This window comes from Micromonospora sp. NPDC053740 (assembly GCF_040677775.1).
Taxonomy (GTDB): Bacteria; Actinomycetota; Actinomycetes; order Mycobacteriales; family Micromonosporaceae; genus Micromonospora; species Micromonospora alfalfae.
Genome location: NZ_JBFASO010000005.1, coordinates 344,017 through 361,467, shown reverse-complemented (window position 1 = coordinate 361,467; position 17,451 = coordinate 344,017). Strand labels below are relative to the sequence as shown.

Here is a 17,451-nt window from a genome sequence, read left to right as displayed (position 1 = left end):
ATGTCACGCGGACGTGGTCACTCGCGGAAGCTCACCGGCGACCCTCGACGGCGGATGTTCCGCCTTCGTCGCCCTCGCGCCGGTGGCCCTACCTGGCTCCGTCGCTCATTCTGATCAGCCCACGTCAATGCGTCAACCTGACCCTCGCTGCGCCCCTGCCGTCCGGGTCCTGCCGCTCGCCCGCGCGCCTGGTGTGTGGTCCCCGCTCGCCCGCGTGCCTGGTGCGGTCCCCCGCGCGCCTGGTGTGCGGTCCCCGCTCGCGCTGCCCGCCTTGCGTCGCGTGCGCCCTCCATGATCGCGCTGGAACATTGATGTAGTGGTCTGTAGGCGTGCCGATGCCACTACATCCAGGATCGAGCATGACCTTGACGGGCGCGGGCGCGGGCCTGGACACGGGCGCGGACGCGGACGCGGTGGCGCGGGACGCGGTGGCGTGGGACGCGGTGGTGCGAGGCTGCGGGCTCGGCGGGGGCGCCTGGAGGCGGGCGCGGGGGGCTGAGGCCGGACACGCGGGAGCCCCCGGTCCCGCTGGGGACCGAGGGCTCCGGACGTGGTCAGCTCAGCCGGCCTGCTCGGCGAGTTGGAGGAACTGCCGCTTGGAGGCGAGGGCCTGCTCAGCCTCCTTGATCCGGCGTGCGTCCCCGGCGCTCTGCGCCCGGGCCAGCCGGTCCTCGGCCTCCGCCACCTGCGCCCGCATCTGGGCGAGCAGCGGGTTGTCCTCCTTGGTGGTGCGGCGCCACGCCGAGTCCATCACATCACGGACCTTGTCGTCGATGACGCGCAGTCGACGCTCCAGCCCGGCGGCCGCCTCGCGGGGCACCCGGCCGGCCTCGTGCCACTGGGCCTGGATCTCCCGCAGCTTGGCCTGGGCGCCCTTCGGGTCGGCGTCGATGTCCAACGCCTCGGCCTCGGCGAGCAGGGCCTGCTTGCGCTCAAGGTTGCCGCGCTGCTCGTTGTCCCGTGCGGAGAAGACCTCGCTGCGCCGGCTGAAGAAGGCGTCCTGCGCACCCCGGAATCGTTCCCAGAGCTTCTGCTCGGCCTCCTTGGAGGCGCGCGGCGCGGCCTTCCACTGGGTCATCAGGTCTTTGAGCTGGTTGGCGGTGGCGGCCCAGTCGGTGGAGTCCGAGAGCTTCTCCGCTTCGGCTACCAGCTCCTCCTTGGCGGTCTGGGCCTGCTTGCGCTGGGAGTCAAGGGAGGCGAAGTGGGCGCCGCGGCGGCGGGTGAAGCCGTCCCGGGCGGCGGCGAACCGCTTCCACAGCTCACCGTCGGCCTTCTTGTCGACCCCGCGGATGGTCTTCCACTCGTCGAGGATCTCCTTGAGCCGGTCCCCGGCGGTCTTCCACCCGGTGGATTCGGCGGCCAGCTTCTCGGCCTCCTCGACCAGCGCGGTCTTGCGGGCCAGGGCTTCGCCGCGAGCGGCGTCCCGGGCGGCGCGCGCTTCGCCGGCCTTCTCCTCGGCGAGGGTCGCCAGCTTGTCCAGGCGGGTGGCCAGCGCGTCGATGTCGCCGACGACGTTGGCCTCGGGCAGCGTGGCACGGATCCGCCGGATCGTGCTCAACGAGTGCCCGGCGTCCGCCGCACCCGACTTGAGTCGCGCCTCGGTCAGGTCCACCTCGGTCACCAGGTCGGCGAAGCGACGCGCGAAGTGCGCCAGGCCCTCCTCCGGTGCTCCCGCCTGCCAGGATCCGACCACCCGCTCTCCCTCGGTGGTCTTGACGTACACGGTGCCGTCCGCGTCCACCCGTCCGAAGGCAGTCCAGTCGCTCATGTGCCCATCCTCGTTCTCCCGGCGTCGAGGGATCGATCCCCCGTCGCCGCCACGGCGCAGCCAAGTTGCTTCCGGCATTGTCACAGGTCCGACCCGGTCCGCGTCGAGCGCCTATCGCCGACCGTGACCATACGGTGTCCTAGGGGCCGAATGACCGGATCGGCGCGGAGACGCACCGGGGATTCCCGCTACGGTGGACGGGTGCCACTGGTCGCCGCCGCCGTCTGCCCGCATCCGCCCCTGCTCGTGCCCGATGTGGCCGGCTCCGCAGCCCCGGAGCTGGACGATCTGCGGGCGGCCTGTGACACCGCCGTACGCCGGCTGTTGGCCACCGATCCGGACATTGTGGTGCTGTTGGGCACCGGCCCGGTGACCGGCCCGATCCGCACCCCGGCGACCGGTTCCCTCCAGCCCTGGGGTGTCGATCTGGACGTGCCGTTGGTGCCGGACCAACCGGACCGGGGCGCGGTGCTGCCGTTGAGCCTCACCATCGGCGCGTGGTTGCTGGCCCGTCATGACACCCGACCGCCGGTGACCGCCGTGCAGGTGGCCGCCGACGCCGGTCCAGCCGAGCTGGCCGCGCTCGCCGACGAGGTCGGCGCCGCCGGTGACCGGGTGGCGTCGCTGGTGCTCGGCGACGGGTCGGCCTGCCGGGGAGAGAAAGCACCCGGGTACGACGACGCGCGCGCTCTTCCGTACGACCAGAGGGTTGCCGCGGCGCTGGCCGACGCGGACCTGGACGCCCTGCTCGACCTCGACCCGGTGGTGTCGACGGAGCTGAAGGCCGCCGGTCGCGCCCCGTGGCAGGTGCTCGCCGCCGCGGCCCGCGCGGCTGGTGGTGGGTGGCGCGGCGAGTTGCTGCACGACTCCGTGCCCTACGGAGTGGCCTACTTCGTGGCGTCCTGGGAGCGGGCGTGACGGGCCTGGTAGTGGCTGTGGTCGGCCCGACAGCGGCCGGAAAGTCAGCGCTGAGCATCGCGTTGGCGCATGCCCTGGACGGGGAGGTGGTCAATGCCGACTCGATGCAGCTCTACCGGGGCATGGACATCGGCACCGCCAAGCTGACAGTCGCCGAGCGGGACGGGGTGCCGCATCACCTGCTGGACATCTGGGACGTCACCGAGCCGGCGAGCGTCGCGGAGTACCAGCGACTCGCCCGCACGGCCATCGACGACATCCTGTCCCGGGGGCGGGTGCCGCTGCTGGTCGGTGGCTCCGGCCTGTACGTGCGGGCGGTGCTGGAGCGCTTCGAGTTCCCCGGCACGGACGCGGCGCTGCGGGAGCGGCTGGAACGGGAGTTGGCCGAGGTTGGCCCGGCCCCGCTGTACGCGCGGCTGCGCGCCGCCGACCCGGTCGCCGCCGAGAGCATCCTGCCGGCCAACGGCCGGCGGATCGTCCGGGCCCTGGAGGTGATCGAGCTGACCGGCGCGCCGTTCGCCGCCTCGCTGCCGCAACCCACGCCGTACTACCCGTCGGTGCAGCTCGGCGTCGACCTGGACACCGGCCTGCTGGACGAGCGGATCGCGCTGCGGGTCGACCGGATGTGGGCCGACGGCCTGGTGCCGGAGACCCGTGAGCTGGTCGGGCGCGGGCTGCCCGAGGGGCGGACGGCGAGTCGGGCGCTCGGCTACCAGCAGGTGCTGCGCCTGCTCGCCGGTGAGCTGACCGAGGCGCAGGCGCACGACGAGACGGTCCGGGCTACCCGGCGCTTCGTCCGCCGGCAGCGGTCCTGGTTCCGCCGTGACCCGCGGATCCACTGGCTGGACTCGGCGGAACCAGACCTGATCGGGGCCGCCCTGCGTCTGGTGCCGGCGGCTGCGCGATGATGGGGCTGTGGAGTTCACCAAGGGCCACGGCACCGGCAACGACTTCGTCCTCCTTCCCGACCCGGACGGTCAGCTCGACCTGACCCCGGAGCTGGTCGCGGCGCTCTGCGACAGGCGTCGGGGCATCGGCGCGGACGGCGTACTGCGGGTGGTCCGCGCGGCCAAGCACCCGGACGGCGCGGGTCTGGCCGGCGAGGCCGAGTGGTTCATGGACTACTGGAACGCCGACGGCTCGTTCGCCGAGATGTGCGGCAACGGCGCCCGGGTCTTCGTGCGCTACCTGCTCGACACCGGGTTGGCCACGCCCGCCGGCGCGGCGCTGCCGGTGGCCACCCGGGCCGGCGTCGTGCGTGCGCTGGTCGAGGGCGACGCCGTGTCCGTCGAGATGCGCCGACCCCAGGTGTACGACAGTTCGACGGCCACCGTGGGCGGGTTGACAGTGACCGGTGCGGTGGTGGACGTCGGTAACCCGCACCTGGTCTGTGTCCTGCCGGCCGGTGTGGAGCTGTCGGCGCTGGACCTGACCGTCGCGCCCGGGTTCGACCCGACGGTTTTCCCGAGCGGGGTGAACGTGGAGTTCATCGTGGCGGGCGACCCGGTCGACGGCACCGACGAGCACTCAGTGATGCGGGTGTACGAGCGCGGCAGCGCCGAGACGCTGTCCTGCGGCACCGGCGCCTGCGCGGTGGGCGCGGTGGCCCTGCGCGACCTCGGCCGGGACACCGGAGTGGTAGCCGTCGACGTGCCCGGCGGACGCCTGACGGTGACCGTCACGGAAAACTCCTGCTGGCTCTCCGGCCCCGCCGTCCTGCTAGCAACCGGCGAGCTGGACCCAACCAAGCTCCGCCCCTGACGCCACCCCCACCCCACCCACCCCCCAGGTGCACCGCGTCGATCATGAAGTTATTGCCAGCCAGCTCGGCGTGTCACGGCAATAACTTCATGATCGACGGGGGAGAGGGCGGGGCCGGGGGGCCTGGGTGGGGGTGGGGGGTTACGGGGTGGCGCTGGCGTTTGCCGCTATCTCGGGGAGGTCGGCCGGGCCGGGGTCGGCGGCCGGGAGCGGGCTGGGGTTGTTCGCGGCGGCGCGCACGGCGGCGGCGACCGCCGGGGCGACCCGGGAGTCGAAGACACTCGGCACGATCACCGTCGGGTTGATCTTCTCTTCGCCGACCACGTCAGCGATGGCACGGGCGGCCGCGATGGCCATCTCCTCGGTGAACTCCTCGGCGTGCGCGTCCAGCATGCCGCGGAACACCCCAGGGAACGCGAGCACGTTGTTGATCTGGTTCGGCTGGTCGGAACGGCCGGTGGCGACAACTGCGGCGTGCTTGCGCGCCTCGCGCGGGTCGACCTCCGGGTCCGGGTTCGCGAGGGCGAAGACGATCGAGTCCTTCGCCATCTGTGCGATGTCGTCGCCGGTGAGCAGGTTCGGCGCGCTGACCCCGATGAACACGTCGGCGCCCCGGATCGCGCCGGGCAGGTCGCCGGAGTAGTTCTCCTTGTTGGTGTTCTCCGCCAGCCACTGCCACGCCGAGTTGAGCCCGGTGAGGCCGCGGTGCAGGGCGCCCTCCCGGTCGTACGCGATGATGTCGCCGACGCCCTGGCGCAGCAGCAGCTTCATGATCGCGGTGCCGGCCGCGCCGGCTCCGGAGACGACCACCCGGACGTCCTCGAGCCGCTTGCCGACCACCCGCAGCGCGTTGGTCAGCGCGGCCAGCACGCAGATCGCGGTGCCGTGCTGATCGTCGTGGAAGACCGGGATGTCCAGCGCCTCGCGCAGCCGGGCCTCGATCTCGAAGCAGCGCGGCGCGGCGATGTCCTCCAGGTTGATGCCGCCGTAGGCCGGCGCGATGGCCTTGACGATCTGCACGATCTCGTCGGTGTCCTGGGTGTCGAGCACCACCGGCCAGGCGTCCACCCCGCCGAAGCGCTTGAACAGCGCGGCCTTGCCCTCCATCACCGGCAGCGACGCGGCCGGGCCGAGGTTGCCCAGGCCGAGCACCGCCGAGCCGTCGCTGACCACAGCGACCGTGTTGCGCTTGATGGTCAGTCGCCGGGCGTCGGCCGGGTTCTCGGCGATCGCCATGCAGACCCGGGCCACCCCCGGGGTGTACGCGCGGGACAGTTCGTCGCGGTTGCGCAGCGCGACCTTCGAGGTCACCTCGATCTTGCCGCCCAGGTGCAGCAGGAACGTCCGGTCCGACACCTTGCGCACGTCCACGCCGTCCAGCGCGGTCAGCGCGTCGACCACCTGGTCGGCGTGGCCGGCGTCGGCGGTGTCGCAGGTCAGGTCGACGATCACGTGGGTCGGGTCCGAGTCCACCACGTCCAGCGCCGTGACGATCGCCCCGGCCTCGCCGACGGAGGTGGTGAGCCGGCCGATCGAGGAGGCGTCCGCGGTGACGGCGATCCGGATGGTGATCGAAAATCCGGCGCTGGGCAGTCGGGTGATGGCCACGGGATCCCTCCGTAACGGCTGTGCGGCCGATCGGCCGCCGCCCGCATTTCTACCGGGTTGTCGCGGCCGACCAGCATTCGCCCCCACTTTTGGCGACCTTCACCATGGGCATATAGCAGGTGCGTTCGGCGTTGCGTCATGTCAGGATTACGTTCTACTTATCAAAACGGACAGGAGAACCGCTTGCGAGACCAGGAGAGCTTTGTCCCCGTCGAGGACGAGCTCGACGACGTCACCACCGGCGAGATGGATCTGTCGGAGCGGCAGTCCCTCCGACGCGTCCCGGGCCTGTCAACCGAGCTCACCGACGTCACCGAGGTGGAATACCGCCAGCTGCGGCTGGAGCGGGTCGTCCTGGTGGGCGTCTGGACCGAAGGCACCGTCACCGACGCGGAGAATTCGCTGACCGAGCTCGCCGCGCTGGCCGAGACGGCCGGTTCGCAGGTGCTCGAAGGGCTCATCCAGCGTCGTACCCGACCTGACCCGGCCACGTACATCGGCCGTGGCAAGGTCGACGATCTGGGCGCTGTGGTGCTTTCCACCGGCGCCGACACGGTCATCTGTGACGGTGAGCTTTCCCCGTCGCAGCTGCGCAACCTGGAGCAGCGCACCAAGGTCAAGGTCGTCGACCGCACCGCGCTGATCCTCGACATCTTCGCCCAGCATGCCAAGAGCAAGGAAGGTAAGGCACAGGTCGAGCTGGCCCAGCTCCAATACCTGCTGCCCCGACTGCGCGGTTGGGGTGAGACGCTCTCCCGGCAGACCGGTGGTTCCGGCCGGGGCGGCGGCGCCGGCGGCGGTGTGGGTGTTCGTGGCCCCGGTGAAACCAAGCTGGAGACCGACCGGCGGCGCATCCGTCACCGCATCTCCCGGCTGCGTCGCGAGATCAAGAGCATGAAGACGGTACGCGTCACCAAGCGCGCCCGGCGTTCCCGCAACGCCGTGCCCGCGGTCGCCATCGCCGGCTACACCAACGCCGGCAAGTCCAGCTTGCTCAACCGTCTGACCGGCGCGGGCGTGCTGGTGGAGAACGCGCTGTTCGCCACGCTGGACCCGACGACCCGCAAGGCCACCACCTCGGACGGGCGGCTCTACACCCTCTCCGACACGGTCGGCTTCGTCCGACACCTTCCGCACCAGATCGTCGAGGCGTTCCGCTCGACGCTGGAGGAGGTCGCGGAGGCCGATCTGGTGGTGCACGTCGTGGACGGCACCCACCCGGATCCGGAGGAGCAGGTCCGGGCGGTCCACGCGGTGCTTGCCGAGGTCAGCGCGGACCGGCTCCCCGAGCTGTTGGTGGTCAACAAGACCGACGCGGCCGACGAGGACACTCTGCTGCGGCTCAAGCGGCTCTGGCCGGACGCGATCTTCGTGTCCGCGTACTCCGGTCGGGGCATGGACGAGCTGCGCGCGGCGATCGAGGAGCGGCTGCCGAGCCCGGCCGTGGAGGTCCGGGTCGTGCTGCCGTACGACCGGGGTGACCTGGTCGCTCGGGCGCACCGCACGGGAGAGGTGCTCAGCACGTCGCACCTGCCGGAGGGGACTCTGCTGCACGTCCGCGTCGGTGCGGAGCTGGCGGCGGAGCTGACGGCCTTCGACGTGGAGCGGCAGGGGCAGGCGGCCGGCAGCCGGTCCTGAGCGGCCACGGCGTCATCCACCGGAAACGCGCGGCATGCGACACTGGCCGAATGCGCCGCGTTGTTTCCTCGGTCACGGTTGCCCTCGGCCTGCTCGGGGCAACCGTGGCGCTCGCCGGAGTCGCCGCAGCGGCTCCCGCCCCTGGGGCGTCCGGGCCGCCCGCCGCGAACCCTGGCCAGAAGCGATGCACGATCACCGACGAGCGCCTACGGGAGCTCTCCGGGTTGGTAGCCACCAAGAGTGGCTACATCGTCATCAACGACGGCACCGACGTCGCGGCGCGCAAGCGGGTGTTCTTCCTCGACAGCAAGTGCAAGATCTCGAAGGAGCCGGTCCACTACTCGGGGCAGGGTCCGTTCGACACCGAGGATCTCGCCCTGTCCAAGGACGGCCGCACCCTCTGGATCGCCGACACCGGTGACAACCCCGACTCGAAGGAGCGCCGCAGCCGCGTCGCGCTCTGGTCGATGCCGGTCACCGGCTCCAAGCCGACGCTGCACCGGCTCTCCTACCCCGAGGCCAAGCCGCACGACGCTGAGGCGTTGCTCATCGGCGACGACGGGAAACCGCTGATCATCACCAAGGTGACCAGCGGCAAGGCGGAGATCTACACGCCGTCGGCGGCCCTCAAGAGCGGCGACACCGACCCGGTGCCGATGCGTAAGGCCGGCGAGCTCACGCTGCCGAAGACCCAGACGGAGAACACCCTCAACACGTTCGGCCGGATCGCCATCACCGGCGCGTCCCGGGCGCCGGACGGCTCCCGGGTGGTCCTGCGCACCTACGCGGACGCGTTCGAGTTCGACGTGACCGATGGCGACATCGTGGGCGCGCTCACCACCGGCAAGCCGCGGGTGACGCCGCTGGCCGACCCGTTCGGCGAGGCCATCAGCTACACCTCGGACGGAAAGTCGTTCGTCACCGTCTCCGACGCGGGCCGGTTCACCGAGGACGAGCCGCTCGACATCCTCGGCTACACCCCGTCCACGTCGACAGCCGTGCCACTGGCCGCCGAGGACGGCGCCAAGCCGGCCGCCTCGAAGTCCTGGACCGCTGGGCTGAGCCTCGACGACATCACGTACCTGGTCGGGGCGGTCGGGCTGATCGGCCTGCTGCTGGTCGCCGCCGGGATCTTCGGCATCGTTCGCGCGCGCCGCCGGCCGCCGACCGCTGACGCGTCCGACCTGTCGGATCCGGATGGTGAGCCGTTCGGCCCGCGCGGAAGCCGTGCCGTCGACGGCTTCCCGGCCGACGATGACCGCAGGGGTGGTGTCTACGGGGGCGCCGCGCCGGCCGGCGGCGCGGTCTACGGCGGCGGTGGGGGTCGTGGTGGCCCGGCCCCGGCGGGTGGTGCGGGTCGCGGTGGCCCGGCCCCGGCGGGTGGTGCGGGTCGCGGTGGCCCGGCCCCGGCGGGCGGTGCCGTGTACGGCGGTGCCCGCCGGCCGGCTCCGGCTGACGGTGGCTACGGTGCGCCGCGCCCAGACGGCGGCGGTGCTGGCGTTTACGGCGGCGGCGGTCGCCCCCCGGCCAGTGGTGGCGGTCGTCCCCCGGCCGATGGCGGCGGTCGTCCCCCGGCTGGCGGCGGTGGTCGTCCTCCGGCTGGCGGCGGCGGTCGTCCCCCGGCTGGCGGCGGTGGCCGTCCTCCGGCCGGTGGCGGTGGTCGTCCGCAGGGCGGCGGTGGCCGTCCTGGCGGTGGTGTGTACGGCGGCGACGGCGGTCAGCCTGGTCGGGCGGAGCCTCCCCGGCGCGGCGGGCAGGAGCCCGACTACCGGGGCCAGCGGCCCAGCCGGCGACGTGACGACGACTCGCCCGTCGACCCGTACGGGCAGTATCCCGGGGGCGGTCGCGGTCCCCGAGGCGACCGTTACTGATCGGACGCTGAGCCGCTCATTTGCCCTGACGAGCGGTGCGGGTGAGCGCCGTTGGCACCCACCCGCCGATCGGTCAGATCCGGCGTAGCACCGCCACGACCCGGCCCATGATGGTGGCGTCGTCGCCGGGAATCGGGTCGAAGGCCGGGTTCTGCGGCATCAGCCAGACGTGCCCGTCGCGCCGCCGGTAGGTCTTCACTGTCGCCTCGCCGTCGAGCATGGCGGCCACGATCTCGCCGGAGTCGGCGGTCGGCTGCTGCCGGACGACCACCCAGTCGCCGTCGCAGATCGCCGCGTCGAGCATCGAATCGCCCTTGACCTGGAGCATGAAGACCTCGCCCTCACCCACCAGCTCGCGGGGGAGCGGGAAGATGTCCTCCACGGCCTGCTCGGCGAGGATCGGCCCACCGGCGGCGATCCGACCGAGCATCGGCACGTACGCCGGGGTCGGCCGCTGTGCCCTTGACAGCTCGTCGTCGATCGCCTCGCTGGGGGCGCGCACGTCCACCGCGCGCGGCCGGTTCGGGTCGCGGCGCAGGAAGCCCTTCTTCTCCAACTCCTTGAGCTGGTAGGCGACGCTGGACGGCGACACCAGGCCGACCGCCTCGCCGATCTCGCGGACGCTCGGCGGGTAGCCGTGGCGCTCCACCCAGGTGCGGATGAACTCCAGGATGCGCCGTTGGCGGGCGGTCAGGTCGACTGTCGCCGGGTCGGGGAAGGTGCTGACCACCGGGGTGACCGGGCGCACGGCGGGCTGACCCGTCCGGCTGCGCGCGGCGCTGCGGCGTCGGGTGGCTGGCGGGCCCGCCTCGGTGATCTGCTGCGGGCTCTTCGGCCGGCTGGCCCGGTCCTCGGTCACGTCCGTCCTCCCTGGTCGGCGCTGGGTGCCTCGTCGGCTCGTGGTGCGTGCGGTGGTGCCACGTTGTTCATGACCGTATAGGTGAGATCAGTCATTTTCAAACATCTGTACGACCTCTCACCGGCGTGTCGGGGTGAAAAAGCGCTCGGGTCGTACGGATGTTCTGATAAATGGTACGTCAGGTAGCACTGGTGTTCGATCCTGGACCATTTTCCGGCCGTGTCCGGCTGGTTGGCCGGTAACCCGGGCGGCATCGTGACGTTGGGTCTTCGGGCGCTGTGCGGTGCGTGGGTGACCGGATGGTCCGTGACGCGCCGGACACGCCGGCCAACTTGACCCGGCTTCCGCAGCGACATACGGTCGACCCCTAGATGTAGTAGTGACACGGGCGTAAGTTGCCTACAGGTTGGGTCTGACTACCGACCGCACTCCCGTAACGTCGATCACGGCGGCGTCATCCGAGGATGGCACCGTCGCGGTGAGTCGTGTCCGAGGGTGTCCGGAGTGCTCGCAGTTGATCATTATTAGGAGGTTGGCGAATGCGGTGTCCGTACTGCCGGCACGCTGACTCCCGGGTGGTCGACTCGCGGGAGGCCGACGACGGCCAGCTCATCCGACGGCGGCGGTCCTGCCCGGAGTGCGGCAAACGGTTCACCACCGTCGAGGAGGCGGTCCTCGCGGTCGTCAAGCGCAGCGGGGTGACCGAGCCGTTCAGTCGCACGAAGATCATCGGCGGGGTGCGTAAGGCGTGCCAGGGCCGGCCGGTGGACGACGACTCACTCGCGCTGCTCGCGCAGCGGGTGGAGGAGACCGTCCGGGCCAAGGGGGCCGCCGAGATCCCCAGCCACGACGTGGGCCTGGCGATCCTGGGTCCGCTACGCGACCTGGACGAGATCGCCTACCTGCGGTTCGCCAGCGTCTACCGCTCGTTCGACTCGCTCGCCGACTTCGAGCGCGAGATCGAGACGTTGCGGGCCGCGGCGCAAGCGCGGGAGCAGGGCCGGGCCGGTGCGGTTGAGGCCGCCGGCCGTACCAGCTGAATCTTCACAGTTTTTCAAGAGATTGGGACGCGCGGTGGGTGACCGCGCAGACGAGGGGGGCGACGGCGTGACAACTAGCCGTTCACGAAGCAAGGCAGGCGCGGGGCTGAAGATCGAGCGGGTGTGGACGACCGAGGGGGTCCACCCGTACGACGAGGTCTCCTGGGAGCGCCGTGACGTCGTGATGACGAACTGGCGGGACGGCTCGATCAACTTCGAGCAGCGTGGGGTGGAGTTCCCGGAGTCGTGGAGCGTCAACGCGGCCAACATCGTGACCACCAAGTACTTCCGGGGTGCGGTGGGGACCCCGGAGCGGGAGTGGTCGCTCAAGCAGCTGATCGACCGGGTGGTCACCACCTACCGCACCGCGGGTGAGGAGTACGGCTACTTCGCCGACCCGGCCGACGCCGAGGTCTTCGCGCACGAGCTGACCTGGATGCTGCTCAACCAGGTGTTCAGCTTCAACTCGCCGGTCTGGTTCAACGTCGGCACGCCGTCGCCGCAGCAGGTCAGCGCCTGCTTCATCCTGGCCGTCGACGACTCGATGGACTCGATCCTCGACTGGTACAAGGAGGAGGGGCTGATCTTCAAGGGCGGCTCGGGCTCCGGGGTCAACCTGTCGCGCATCCGCTCGTCCCGTGAGCTGCTCTCCTCCGGTGGCAACGCCTCCGGCCCGGTCAGCTTCATGCGCGGCGCGGACGCCTCCGCCGGCACCATCAAGTCCGGCGGTGCGACCCGCCGGGCGGCCAAGATGGTCATCATCGACGTCGACCACCCGGACATCCAGGAGTTCGTGGTCACGAAGGCGCGCGAGGAGGACAAGATCCGCGCGCTGCGTGACGCCGGGTTCGACATGGACCTCGGCGGCTCCGACATCGTCAGCGTGCAGTACCAGAACGCCAACAACTCGGTTCGGGTCTCCGACGAGTTCATGTCGGCGGTGGAGAACGGCAAGGGCTTCGACCTGCGCGGCCGGCTGGACGGCTCGGTGATCGAGACCGTCGACGCCAAGAACCTGTTCCGCTCCATCTCGCAGGCCGCCTGGGAGTGCGCCGACCCCGGTCTGCAGTACGACGACACGATCAACGACTGGCACACCTGCCCGGAGACCGGGCGGATCACCGCGTCGAACCCGTGCTCGGAGTACCTGCACCTGGACAACTCCTCGTGCAACCTGGCCTCGCTCAACCTGATGAAGTTCCTCCGCGCCGACGGTGGCTTCGAGGTGGAGAAGTTCGTCAAGTCCGTCGAGTTCGTCATCACCGCGATGGACATCTCGATCTGCTTCGCCGACTTCCCGACCGAGAAGATCGGTGAGACGTCCCGCGCCTACCGGCAGCTCGGCATCGGCTACGCCAACCTCGGTGCCCTGCTGATGGCCACCGGCCTGCCGTACGACTCGGACCAGGGCCGCTCGGTCGCCGCGGCGATCACCTCGCTGATGACCGGCACCGCCTACCGCCGCTCGGCCGAGCTGGCCGGCGTCGTCGGCCCGTACGACGGCTACGCCCGCAACGCGGAGCCGCACAAGCGGGTCATGCGCAAGCACGCCGCGGCCAACGACGAGATCAAGCCGACCAGCCCGGTGGCCACCGCTATCGTCCGCGAGGCGACCAAGCAGTGGACCCAGGGCAACAAGATCGGTGACAAGTTCGGTTGGCGCAACGCGCAGGCCAGCGTCCTCGCTCCGACCGGCACCATCGGCTTCATGATGGACTGCGACACGACCGGCGTGGAGCCGGACCTGGCGCTGGTCAAGTTCAAGAAGCTGGTCGGCGGCGGCTCGATGCAGATCGTCAACCAGACGGTGCCGCGCGCCCTGCGCAGCCTCGGCTACCCCGAGGAGCAGGTCGAGGCGATCGTCGAGCACATCGCCGACCACGGCCACGTGGTGGACGCCCCCGGCCTCAAGCCGGAGCACTACCCGGTCTTCGACTGCGCCATGGGCGAGCGGTCGATCGCCCCGATGGGTCACGTGCGGATGATGGCGGCCATCCAGCCGTTCGTCTCCGGCGCCATCTCCAAGACGGTCAACATGCCGGAGGCGGCCACCGTCGAGGACATCGAGAAGATCTACTTCGAGGGCTGGAAGCTCGGCCTCAAGGCGCTGGCGATCTACCGGGACAACTGCAAGGTCGGCCAGCCGCTCTCGGTGGGCAAGTCCAACAAGGCCACCGAGCCGGCCGCCGTCGAGGCCGCGCCGACCGCAGTCGAGAAGGTCATCGAGTACCGGCCGGTGCGCAAGCGCCTGCCGAAGAAGCGCCCGTCCGAGACGGTCAGCTTCTCCGTCGGTGGCGCCGAGGGTTACCTGACCGCGTCGTCCTACCCGGACGACGGCCTCGGTGAGGTCTTCCTGAAGATGTCCAAGCAGGGCTCCACCCTGGCCGGCGTGATGGACGCCTTCTCGGTGGCCATCAGCATCGGCCTCCAGTACGGCGTGCCGCTGGAGACGTTCGTCAGCAAGTTCACCAACATGCGCTTCGAGCCGGCCGGCATGACCGACGACCCGGACGTGCGGATGGCGGCCTCGGTGATGGACTACATTTTCCGTCGCCTGGCGCTGGACTTCCTGCCCTACGAGCGCCGCGCCGAGCTGGGCATCTTCACCGCCTCGGAGCGGGCCGCGCAACTGCGGGCTGAGGCCGACGCGGAGGCCGCCGGCGTCACCGGCGCCGAGCTCACCGCGATGGCGTCGTCCGCACCGGTGGAGACCCCGGCCAAGCCGGAGGCTGTCGCCCAGCCGGCCCAGGAGATGGCCGACGTGGCCGCCGCCAAGCCGGCTCCGAGCGTGGGTTCCAGCACCGAACTGCTGGAGGCCGTGATCGGCAAGGCCGCCGACGCACCGCTCTGCTTCACCTGCGGTACGAAGATGCGCCCCGCCGGTAGCTGCTACGTCTGCGAGGGCTGCGGCTCCACCAGCGGCTGCAGCTGACGTACGCGTATCACCGAACCACCCGCGAGCGCGGCAGGGATCACCTGCCGCGCTCGCGGCGTTCCGCTCGTGGCAGGGTCGATGGACCTGCCCGCTCACCGCATGATCAACTCGACTTCCGTGAAACCGGCGTATCAATCTCGCCCGGATACCGCGGCTTCATGCAACCCGAGTCGATCATGCAGAAGAACTCCGGGGATGACCTCTGGCTGGTGCCGCTCGACTTGCGCCAGATCGGGTGATCAGAGGTATCCATGATCACTCTCTCAGGTGAAGCCGCCTCGATCACTTGATGCTGAGTAGCTGTGGACAACCGGGCTACTCAGCATCAAGTGATCTCGGCGGCCGGGTTACTGGCTGGCGCGCTCGGCGGCGCGTACGGCGTTGCGGAACAGCATCGCGACTGTGGTCGGGCCGACCCCGCCGACCCGGGGCGTGATGGCGCCGGCGACCTCGGCGCACGCTTCGTCCACGTCCGGCAGGAGGCGCCGGCCTTCGTAGCGGACGCCGGCGCCGATGACGACGGCGCCGGGCTTGACGTGCTCAGGCTGCACGATCCGGGGTACGCCGGCGGCGGCGACGAGGATGTCGGCGCGGCGGGTGTAGCGGGCCCAGTCGGGCACCCCGGTGTGGACGACGGTGACGGCGGCGTTGGCGGTCGGGCGCTTCTGGGCGAGCAGCATGGCCAGGGGGCGGCCCAGGGTGGCGCCCCGGCCGAGGATGACTACCTCACGACCGGCGACGGGGATCTCGTAGTACGCCAGGAGGGCTTCGATGCCGGCGGGGGTGCACGGCAGCGGGCCGGGCAGGCCGACGGCGAGACGTCCCATGTTCAGCGGGTGCATGCCGTCGACGTCCTTGTCCGGGTCGATGGTCTGCAACGCCGCGTCGTAGTCCAGGTGCCCCGGAACTGGGTACTGCACGAGCAGCCCGTGTACGGCCGGATCGTTGTTGAACCGGGCAATGGCCTGGTGCAGTTCGGCCTGGGTGACTGTGGCAGGCAGGTGCGCGTGCGGCGAGTCGAACCCGAGCGCGGCGGCCTGGCGCTGCTTGATGGCGATGTAACCGGCGCTGGCGTCGTCGTCGCCGACAAGGATGGTGGCGAGGCTCGGTGTGATCCCGCGGCTGCGCAGCTGGGCGGCAGCGGCGGCGGTCTCGGCCAGGACGGCTTCGGCGACCGGTGCGCCCGGCAGGAGCCGGGCCGTGCCGGACGGGGTGTGGTGCTCGGCGGATGCGCTGGTTGTGGTCATGACGGTCCCTCGACGCAGGCGCCCAGGCGGTCGACGCCCGCGAGAGGCTCCCCGATGGTTTGACCATCCCCGTGCCGCCAGTCGCCGGTGATCCGATGATGCCGCATCAGCAGGGCGATTGCCCAGTTGGGCCAGCAGCGCCGGCAGACTCGCGCCGGGATGGTTCGGTAACACTCGTGCTCCGCCTTACGAAGAAGGGGTGTGAGGGCTACGAGGGAGGACGGCCTGTGAATGAGCCGAGCCGAGCCGATGACGACATTTCCGGCATCGGAGCCGATCCGGTGGCCTTCGAGGTCTTCTACCGGCGGCACCTGGAGGCGGTGGGCCGGTTCGTGGCGCGGCGGGTCGACGACCCGCACCTCGCCGCCGACCTCACCGCCGACGTGTTCCTGGCGGTGATCGAGTCGGCGGCCGGCTACCGGCCGGACCGGGGGAGTCAGATCGGCTGGCTGTACGGGGTGGCCCGCAACGTCATCGGCGACGAGCGGCGTCGGGCGGCTCAACGGCTGCGGGTGACCGGCCGACTGGCCGGGCGACGGGACCTGAGCCCCGACGACATCGCCCGCATTGAGGAGCGGATCGACGCCGAGTCGGCGGCCCGCCGCACCCACAGGGCGCTGCGCGAGCTACCCGAGGGCACCAGAACGCTCGTCGAACTCGTCGCCGTGGACGGCCTCACCGTCGCGGAGGCGGCGGCAGTGCTCGGGGTGTCACCTGTCGCCGCTCGGGTCCGCCTTCATCGTGCCCGCCGCGTCGTGCGCGCCGTGCTCGCCCGCCCGGTCACCACCCTCGCCTGATGAGACGGAGATGACGCCATGAACAAGACCGAACCGTCGCCGCAGGGTTTCGAGGAGCAGCTCCTGCGGGATCTGACCGCACACGTGGCCCAACGGGCCGAGGCGGCGTCGGAGGCCCGTCCCGCCGGACGCCGCGCCCGGTTCCTCCACGGTTGGCGCCTGGCCGGAGCGTTCGGGCTGGCGGTGACGCTGACCGCCGGTGCGCTGGTGGTGCAGACGATCAGGGTGGGCGACCAGCCGCCGACTGCCAGCGCGTCGGAGATCTTCCATCTGGCGGCCGAAGCAGCCCGGCAGCAGCCGGAGCTCACCGCCCGACCCGATCAGTACGTCTTCACGGAAAACCTGGCGACGATCCGGGACCTGCCGGCCAGCGGGCCTTACCAGACCATTCGGAACCAGCTGTGGCAGTCGGCCGGTGGAGTCGCGTACACGCAGGGACGCTACCGACCGGAGAGCGACCCGAACGGGTGGGGCGAGCTGCGGGAGCTCCGGATCAACGATGCCACCGATCCCACGAAGGATCTCGACGCGTTCCAGCCGCCGGCATACCACGGCGACCTGCCCACCGACCCGGACGAGCTGCTTCGATACCTTCGGGAAAACCCGGTCGACCTGCACCTCCCCGAAGGAGCCGATGAGGAGGCCGTCTACGGGGACGAGAGCATGGCGTACACCACCGCGCGGTTGATGCTCCAGGGCTACGTGCCACCCCGATCGCTGGCGGCGCTGTTCGAACTGTTGGCACGGGAGCCCGGGGCGGTCGTCATATCGGGCGACGTGGTGGACGCTGCCGGTCGGCATGGGGTGGCGATCCGGATGCCCGGTGTGATCGGTGGCAACGAGGACCTGCTCTTCGACCGCGACACCCACGTCTTCCTCGGCCGCCGTGGGTCGGTGGTGCGCGACGGCAAGGAGTCCCTGCACACGGCTGTCGCGCTACTCCGCATCGCAATCGTCGACCGGCCGGGCCAGCTGCCCTGAGCGGCGCTGGCACCGCCCCGGACGTGGC

At 70.9% G+C, this 17,451-nt stretch carries 13 protein-coding genes; 9 read left to right on the top strand and 4 right to left on the bottom strand.

Annotated features, from left to right (window positions below; translation table 11 throughout):
• Positions 1-559 precede the first annotated feature (559 nt).
• Positions 560-1,768, bottom strand: a complete 1,209-nt coding sequence (locus AB0K35_RS16835) for a DUF349 domain-containing protein (protein ID WP_238671818.1) — start codon at positions 1,766-1,768, stop codon at positions 560-562.
• 150 nt (positions 1,769-1,918) lie between these two features.
• Here AB0K35_RS16835 and AB0K35_RS16830 point away from each other — a divergent pair, with 150 nt between their 5' ends.
• The 3 genes from AB0K35_RS16830 to dapF are packed head-to-tail and all read left to right on the top strand — an operon-like array spanning position 1,919 to position 4,447.
• Positions 1,919-2,686, top strand: a complete 768-nt coding sequence (locus AB0K35_RS16830; protein WP_363886053.1) for a hypothetical protein — start codon at positions 1,919-1,921, stop codon at positions 2,684-2,686.
• Positions 2,683-3,594: a tRNA (adenosine(37)-N6)-dimethylallyltransferase MiaA gene (miaA, locus tag AB0K35_RS16825; RefSeq protein WP_363886051.1), complete on the top strand. Its 912-nt coding sequence runs from the start codon at positions 2,683-2,685 to the stop codon at positions 3,592-3,594. Before AB0K35_RS16830 ends, miaA begins: the two co-directional genes overlap by 4 nt.
• A 7-nt stretch (positions 3,595-3,601) precedes the next feature.
• Positions 3,602-4,447, top strand: coding sequence for a diaminopimelate epimerase (dapF, locus tag AB0K35_RS16820; protein ID WP_363886048.1), 846 nt, complete (start codon positions 3,602-3,604; stop codon positions 4,445-4,447).
• A 141-nt stretch (positions 4,448-4,588) separates the two neighbouring features.
• Here the strand turns inward: dapF and AB0K35_RS16815 are convergent, their stop codons facing one another.
• Positions 4,589-6,055 (bottom strand): NAD-dependent malic enzyme, encoded by a 1,467-nt coding sequence (locus AB0K35_RS16815; protein ID WP_238671822.1) that lies wholly within the window; start codon positions 6,053-6,055, stop codon positions 4,589-4,591.
• 183 nt (positions 6,056-6,238) lie between these two features.
• On the opposite strand from AB0K35_RS16815, the gene hflX reads away from it, so the two are divergent.
• Positions 6,239-7,693 carry a GTPase HflX gene (gene hflX / locus AB0K35_RS16810; RefSeq protein ID WP_238671823.1) on the top strand — a complete coding sequence of 485 codons (1,455 nt, stop codon included), beginning with the start codon at positions 6,239-6,241 and terminating at the stop codon, positions 7,691-7,693.
• A 50-nt stretch (positions 7,694-7,743) separates the two neighbouring features.
• Positions 7,744-9,564 carry a hypothetical protein gene (locus AB0K35_RS16805; RefSeq protein ID WP_238671824.1) on the top strand — a complete coding sequence of 607 codons (1,821 nt, stop codon included), beginning with the start codon at positions 7,744-7,746 and terminating at the stop codon, positions 9,562-9,564.
• 73 nt (positions 9,565-9,637) lie between these two features.
• Here the strand turns inward: AB0K35_RS16805 and lexA are convergent, their stop codons facing one another.
• The gene (gene lexA / locus AB0K35_RS16800) at positions 9,638-10,423 is read right to left on the bottom strand and encodes a transcriptional repressor LexA (RefSeq protein WP_121654997.1); all 786 of its coding nucleotides are present in this window, start codon (positions 10,421-10,423) and stop codon (positions 9,638-9,640) included.
• Positions 10,424-10,962: 539 nt separating this feature from the next.
• On the opposite strand from lexA, the gene nrdR reads away from it, so the two are divergent.
• Together nrdR and AB0K35_RS16790 are read left to right on the top strand one after the other, a co-directional pair.
• Entirely contained in the window at positions 10,963-11,463 is a 501-nt protein-coding gene (gene nrdR, locus AB0K35_RS16795; RefSeq protein ID WP_238671825.1) for a transcriptional regulator NrdR, read from the top strand.
• 34 nt (positions 11,464-11,497) lie between these two features.
• Positions 11,498-14,395 carry a vitamin B12-dependent ribonucleotide reductase gene (locus tag AB0K35_RS16790; protein WP_363886044.1) on the top strand — a complete coding sequence of 966 codons (2,898 nt, stop codon included), beginning with the start codon at positions 11,498-11,500 and terminating at the stop codon, positions 14,393-14,395.
• Between the two features lie 350 nt (positions 14,396-14,745).
• Here AB0K35_RS16790 and AB0K35_RS16785 read toward each other — a convergent pair whose 3' ends face one another.
• The gene (locus AB0K35_RS16785; RefSeq protein WP_363886042.1) at positions 14,746-15,645 is read right to left on the bottom strand and encodes a bifunctional 5,10-methylenetetrahydrofolate dehydrogenase/5,10-methenyltetrahydrofolate cyclohydrolase; all 900 of its coding nucleotides are present in this window, start codon (positions 15,643-15,645) and stop codon (positions 14,746-14,748) included.
• 227 nt (positions 15,646-15,872) lie between these two features.
• Here AB0K35_RS16785 and AB0K35_RS16780 point away from each other — a divergent pair, with 227 nt between their 5' ends.
• Together AB0K35_RS16780 and AB0K35_RS16775 are read left to right on the top strand one after the other, a co-directional pair.
• Positions 15,873-16,442 (top strand): sigma-70 family RNA polymerase sigma factor, encoded by a 570-nt coding sequence (locus AB0K35_RS16780; protein ID WP_238671828.1) that lies wholly within the window; start codon positions 15,873-15,875, stop codon positions 16,440-16,442.
• 18 nt (positions 16,443-16,460) lie between these two features.
• Positions 16,461-17,423 (top strand): CU044_5270 family protein, encoded by a 963-nt coding sequence (locus tag AB0K35_RS16775; protein WP_238671829.1) that lies wholly within the window; start codon positions 16,461-16,463, stop codon positions 17,421-17,423.
• The last annotated feature ends 28 nt before the right edge of the window (positions 17,424-17,451 follow it).

What these genes read in the sequence shown, in the direction of transcription:
- AB0K35_RS16835 (WP_238671818.1), bottom strand. Translation starts at nt 1,768, where the DNA reads ATGAGCGACTGGACTGCCTTCGGACGGGTGGACGCGGACGGCACCGTG.
- AB0K35_RS16830 (WP_363886053.1), top strand. Translation starts at nt 1,919, where the DNA reads ATGACCGGATCGGCGCGGAGACGCACCGGGGATTCCCGCTACGGTGGA.
- AB0K35_RS16805 (WP_238671824.1), top strand. Translation starts at nt 7,744, where the DNA reads ATGCGCCGCGTTGTTTCCTCGGTCACGGTTGCCCTCGGCCTGCTCGGG.
- nrdR (WP_238671825.1), top strand. Translation starts at nt 10,963, where the DNA reads ATGCGGTGTCCGTACTGCCGGCACGCTGACTCCCGGGTGGTCGACTCG.
- AB0K35_RS16785 (WP_363886042.1), bottom strand. Translation starts at nt 15,645, where the DNA reads ATGACCACAACCAGCGCATCCGCCGAGCACCACACCCCGTCCGGCACG.
- AB0K35_RS16775 (WP_238671829.1), top strand. Translation starts at nt 16,461, where the DNA reads ATGAACAAGACCGAACCGTCGCCGCAGGGTTTCGAGGAGCAGCTCCTG.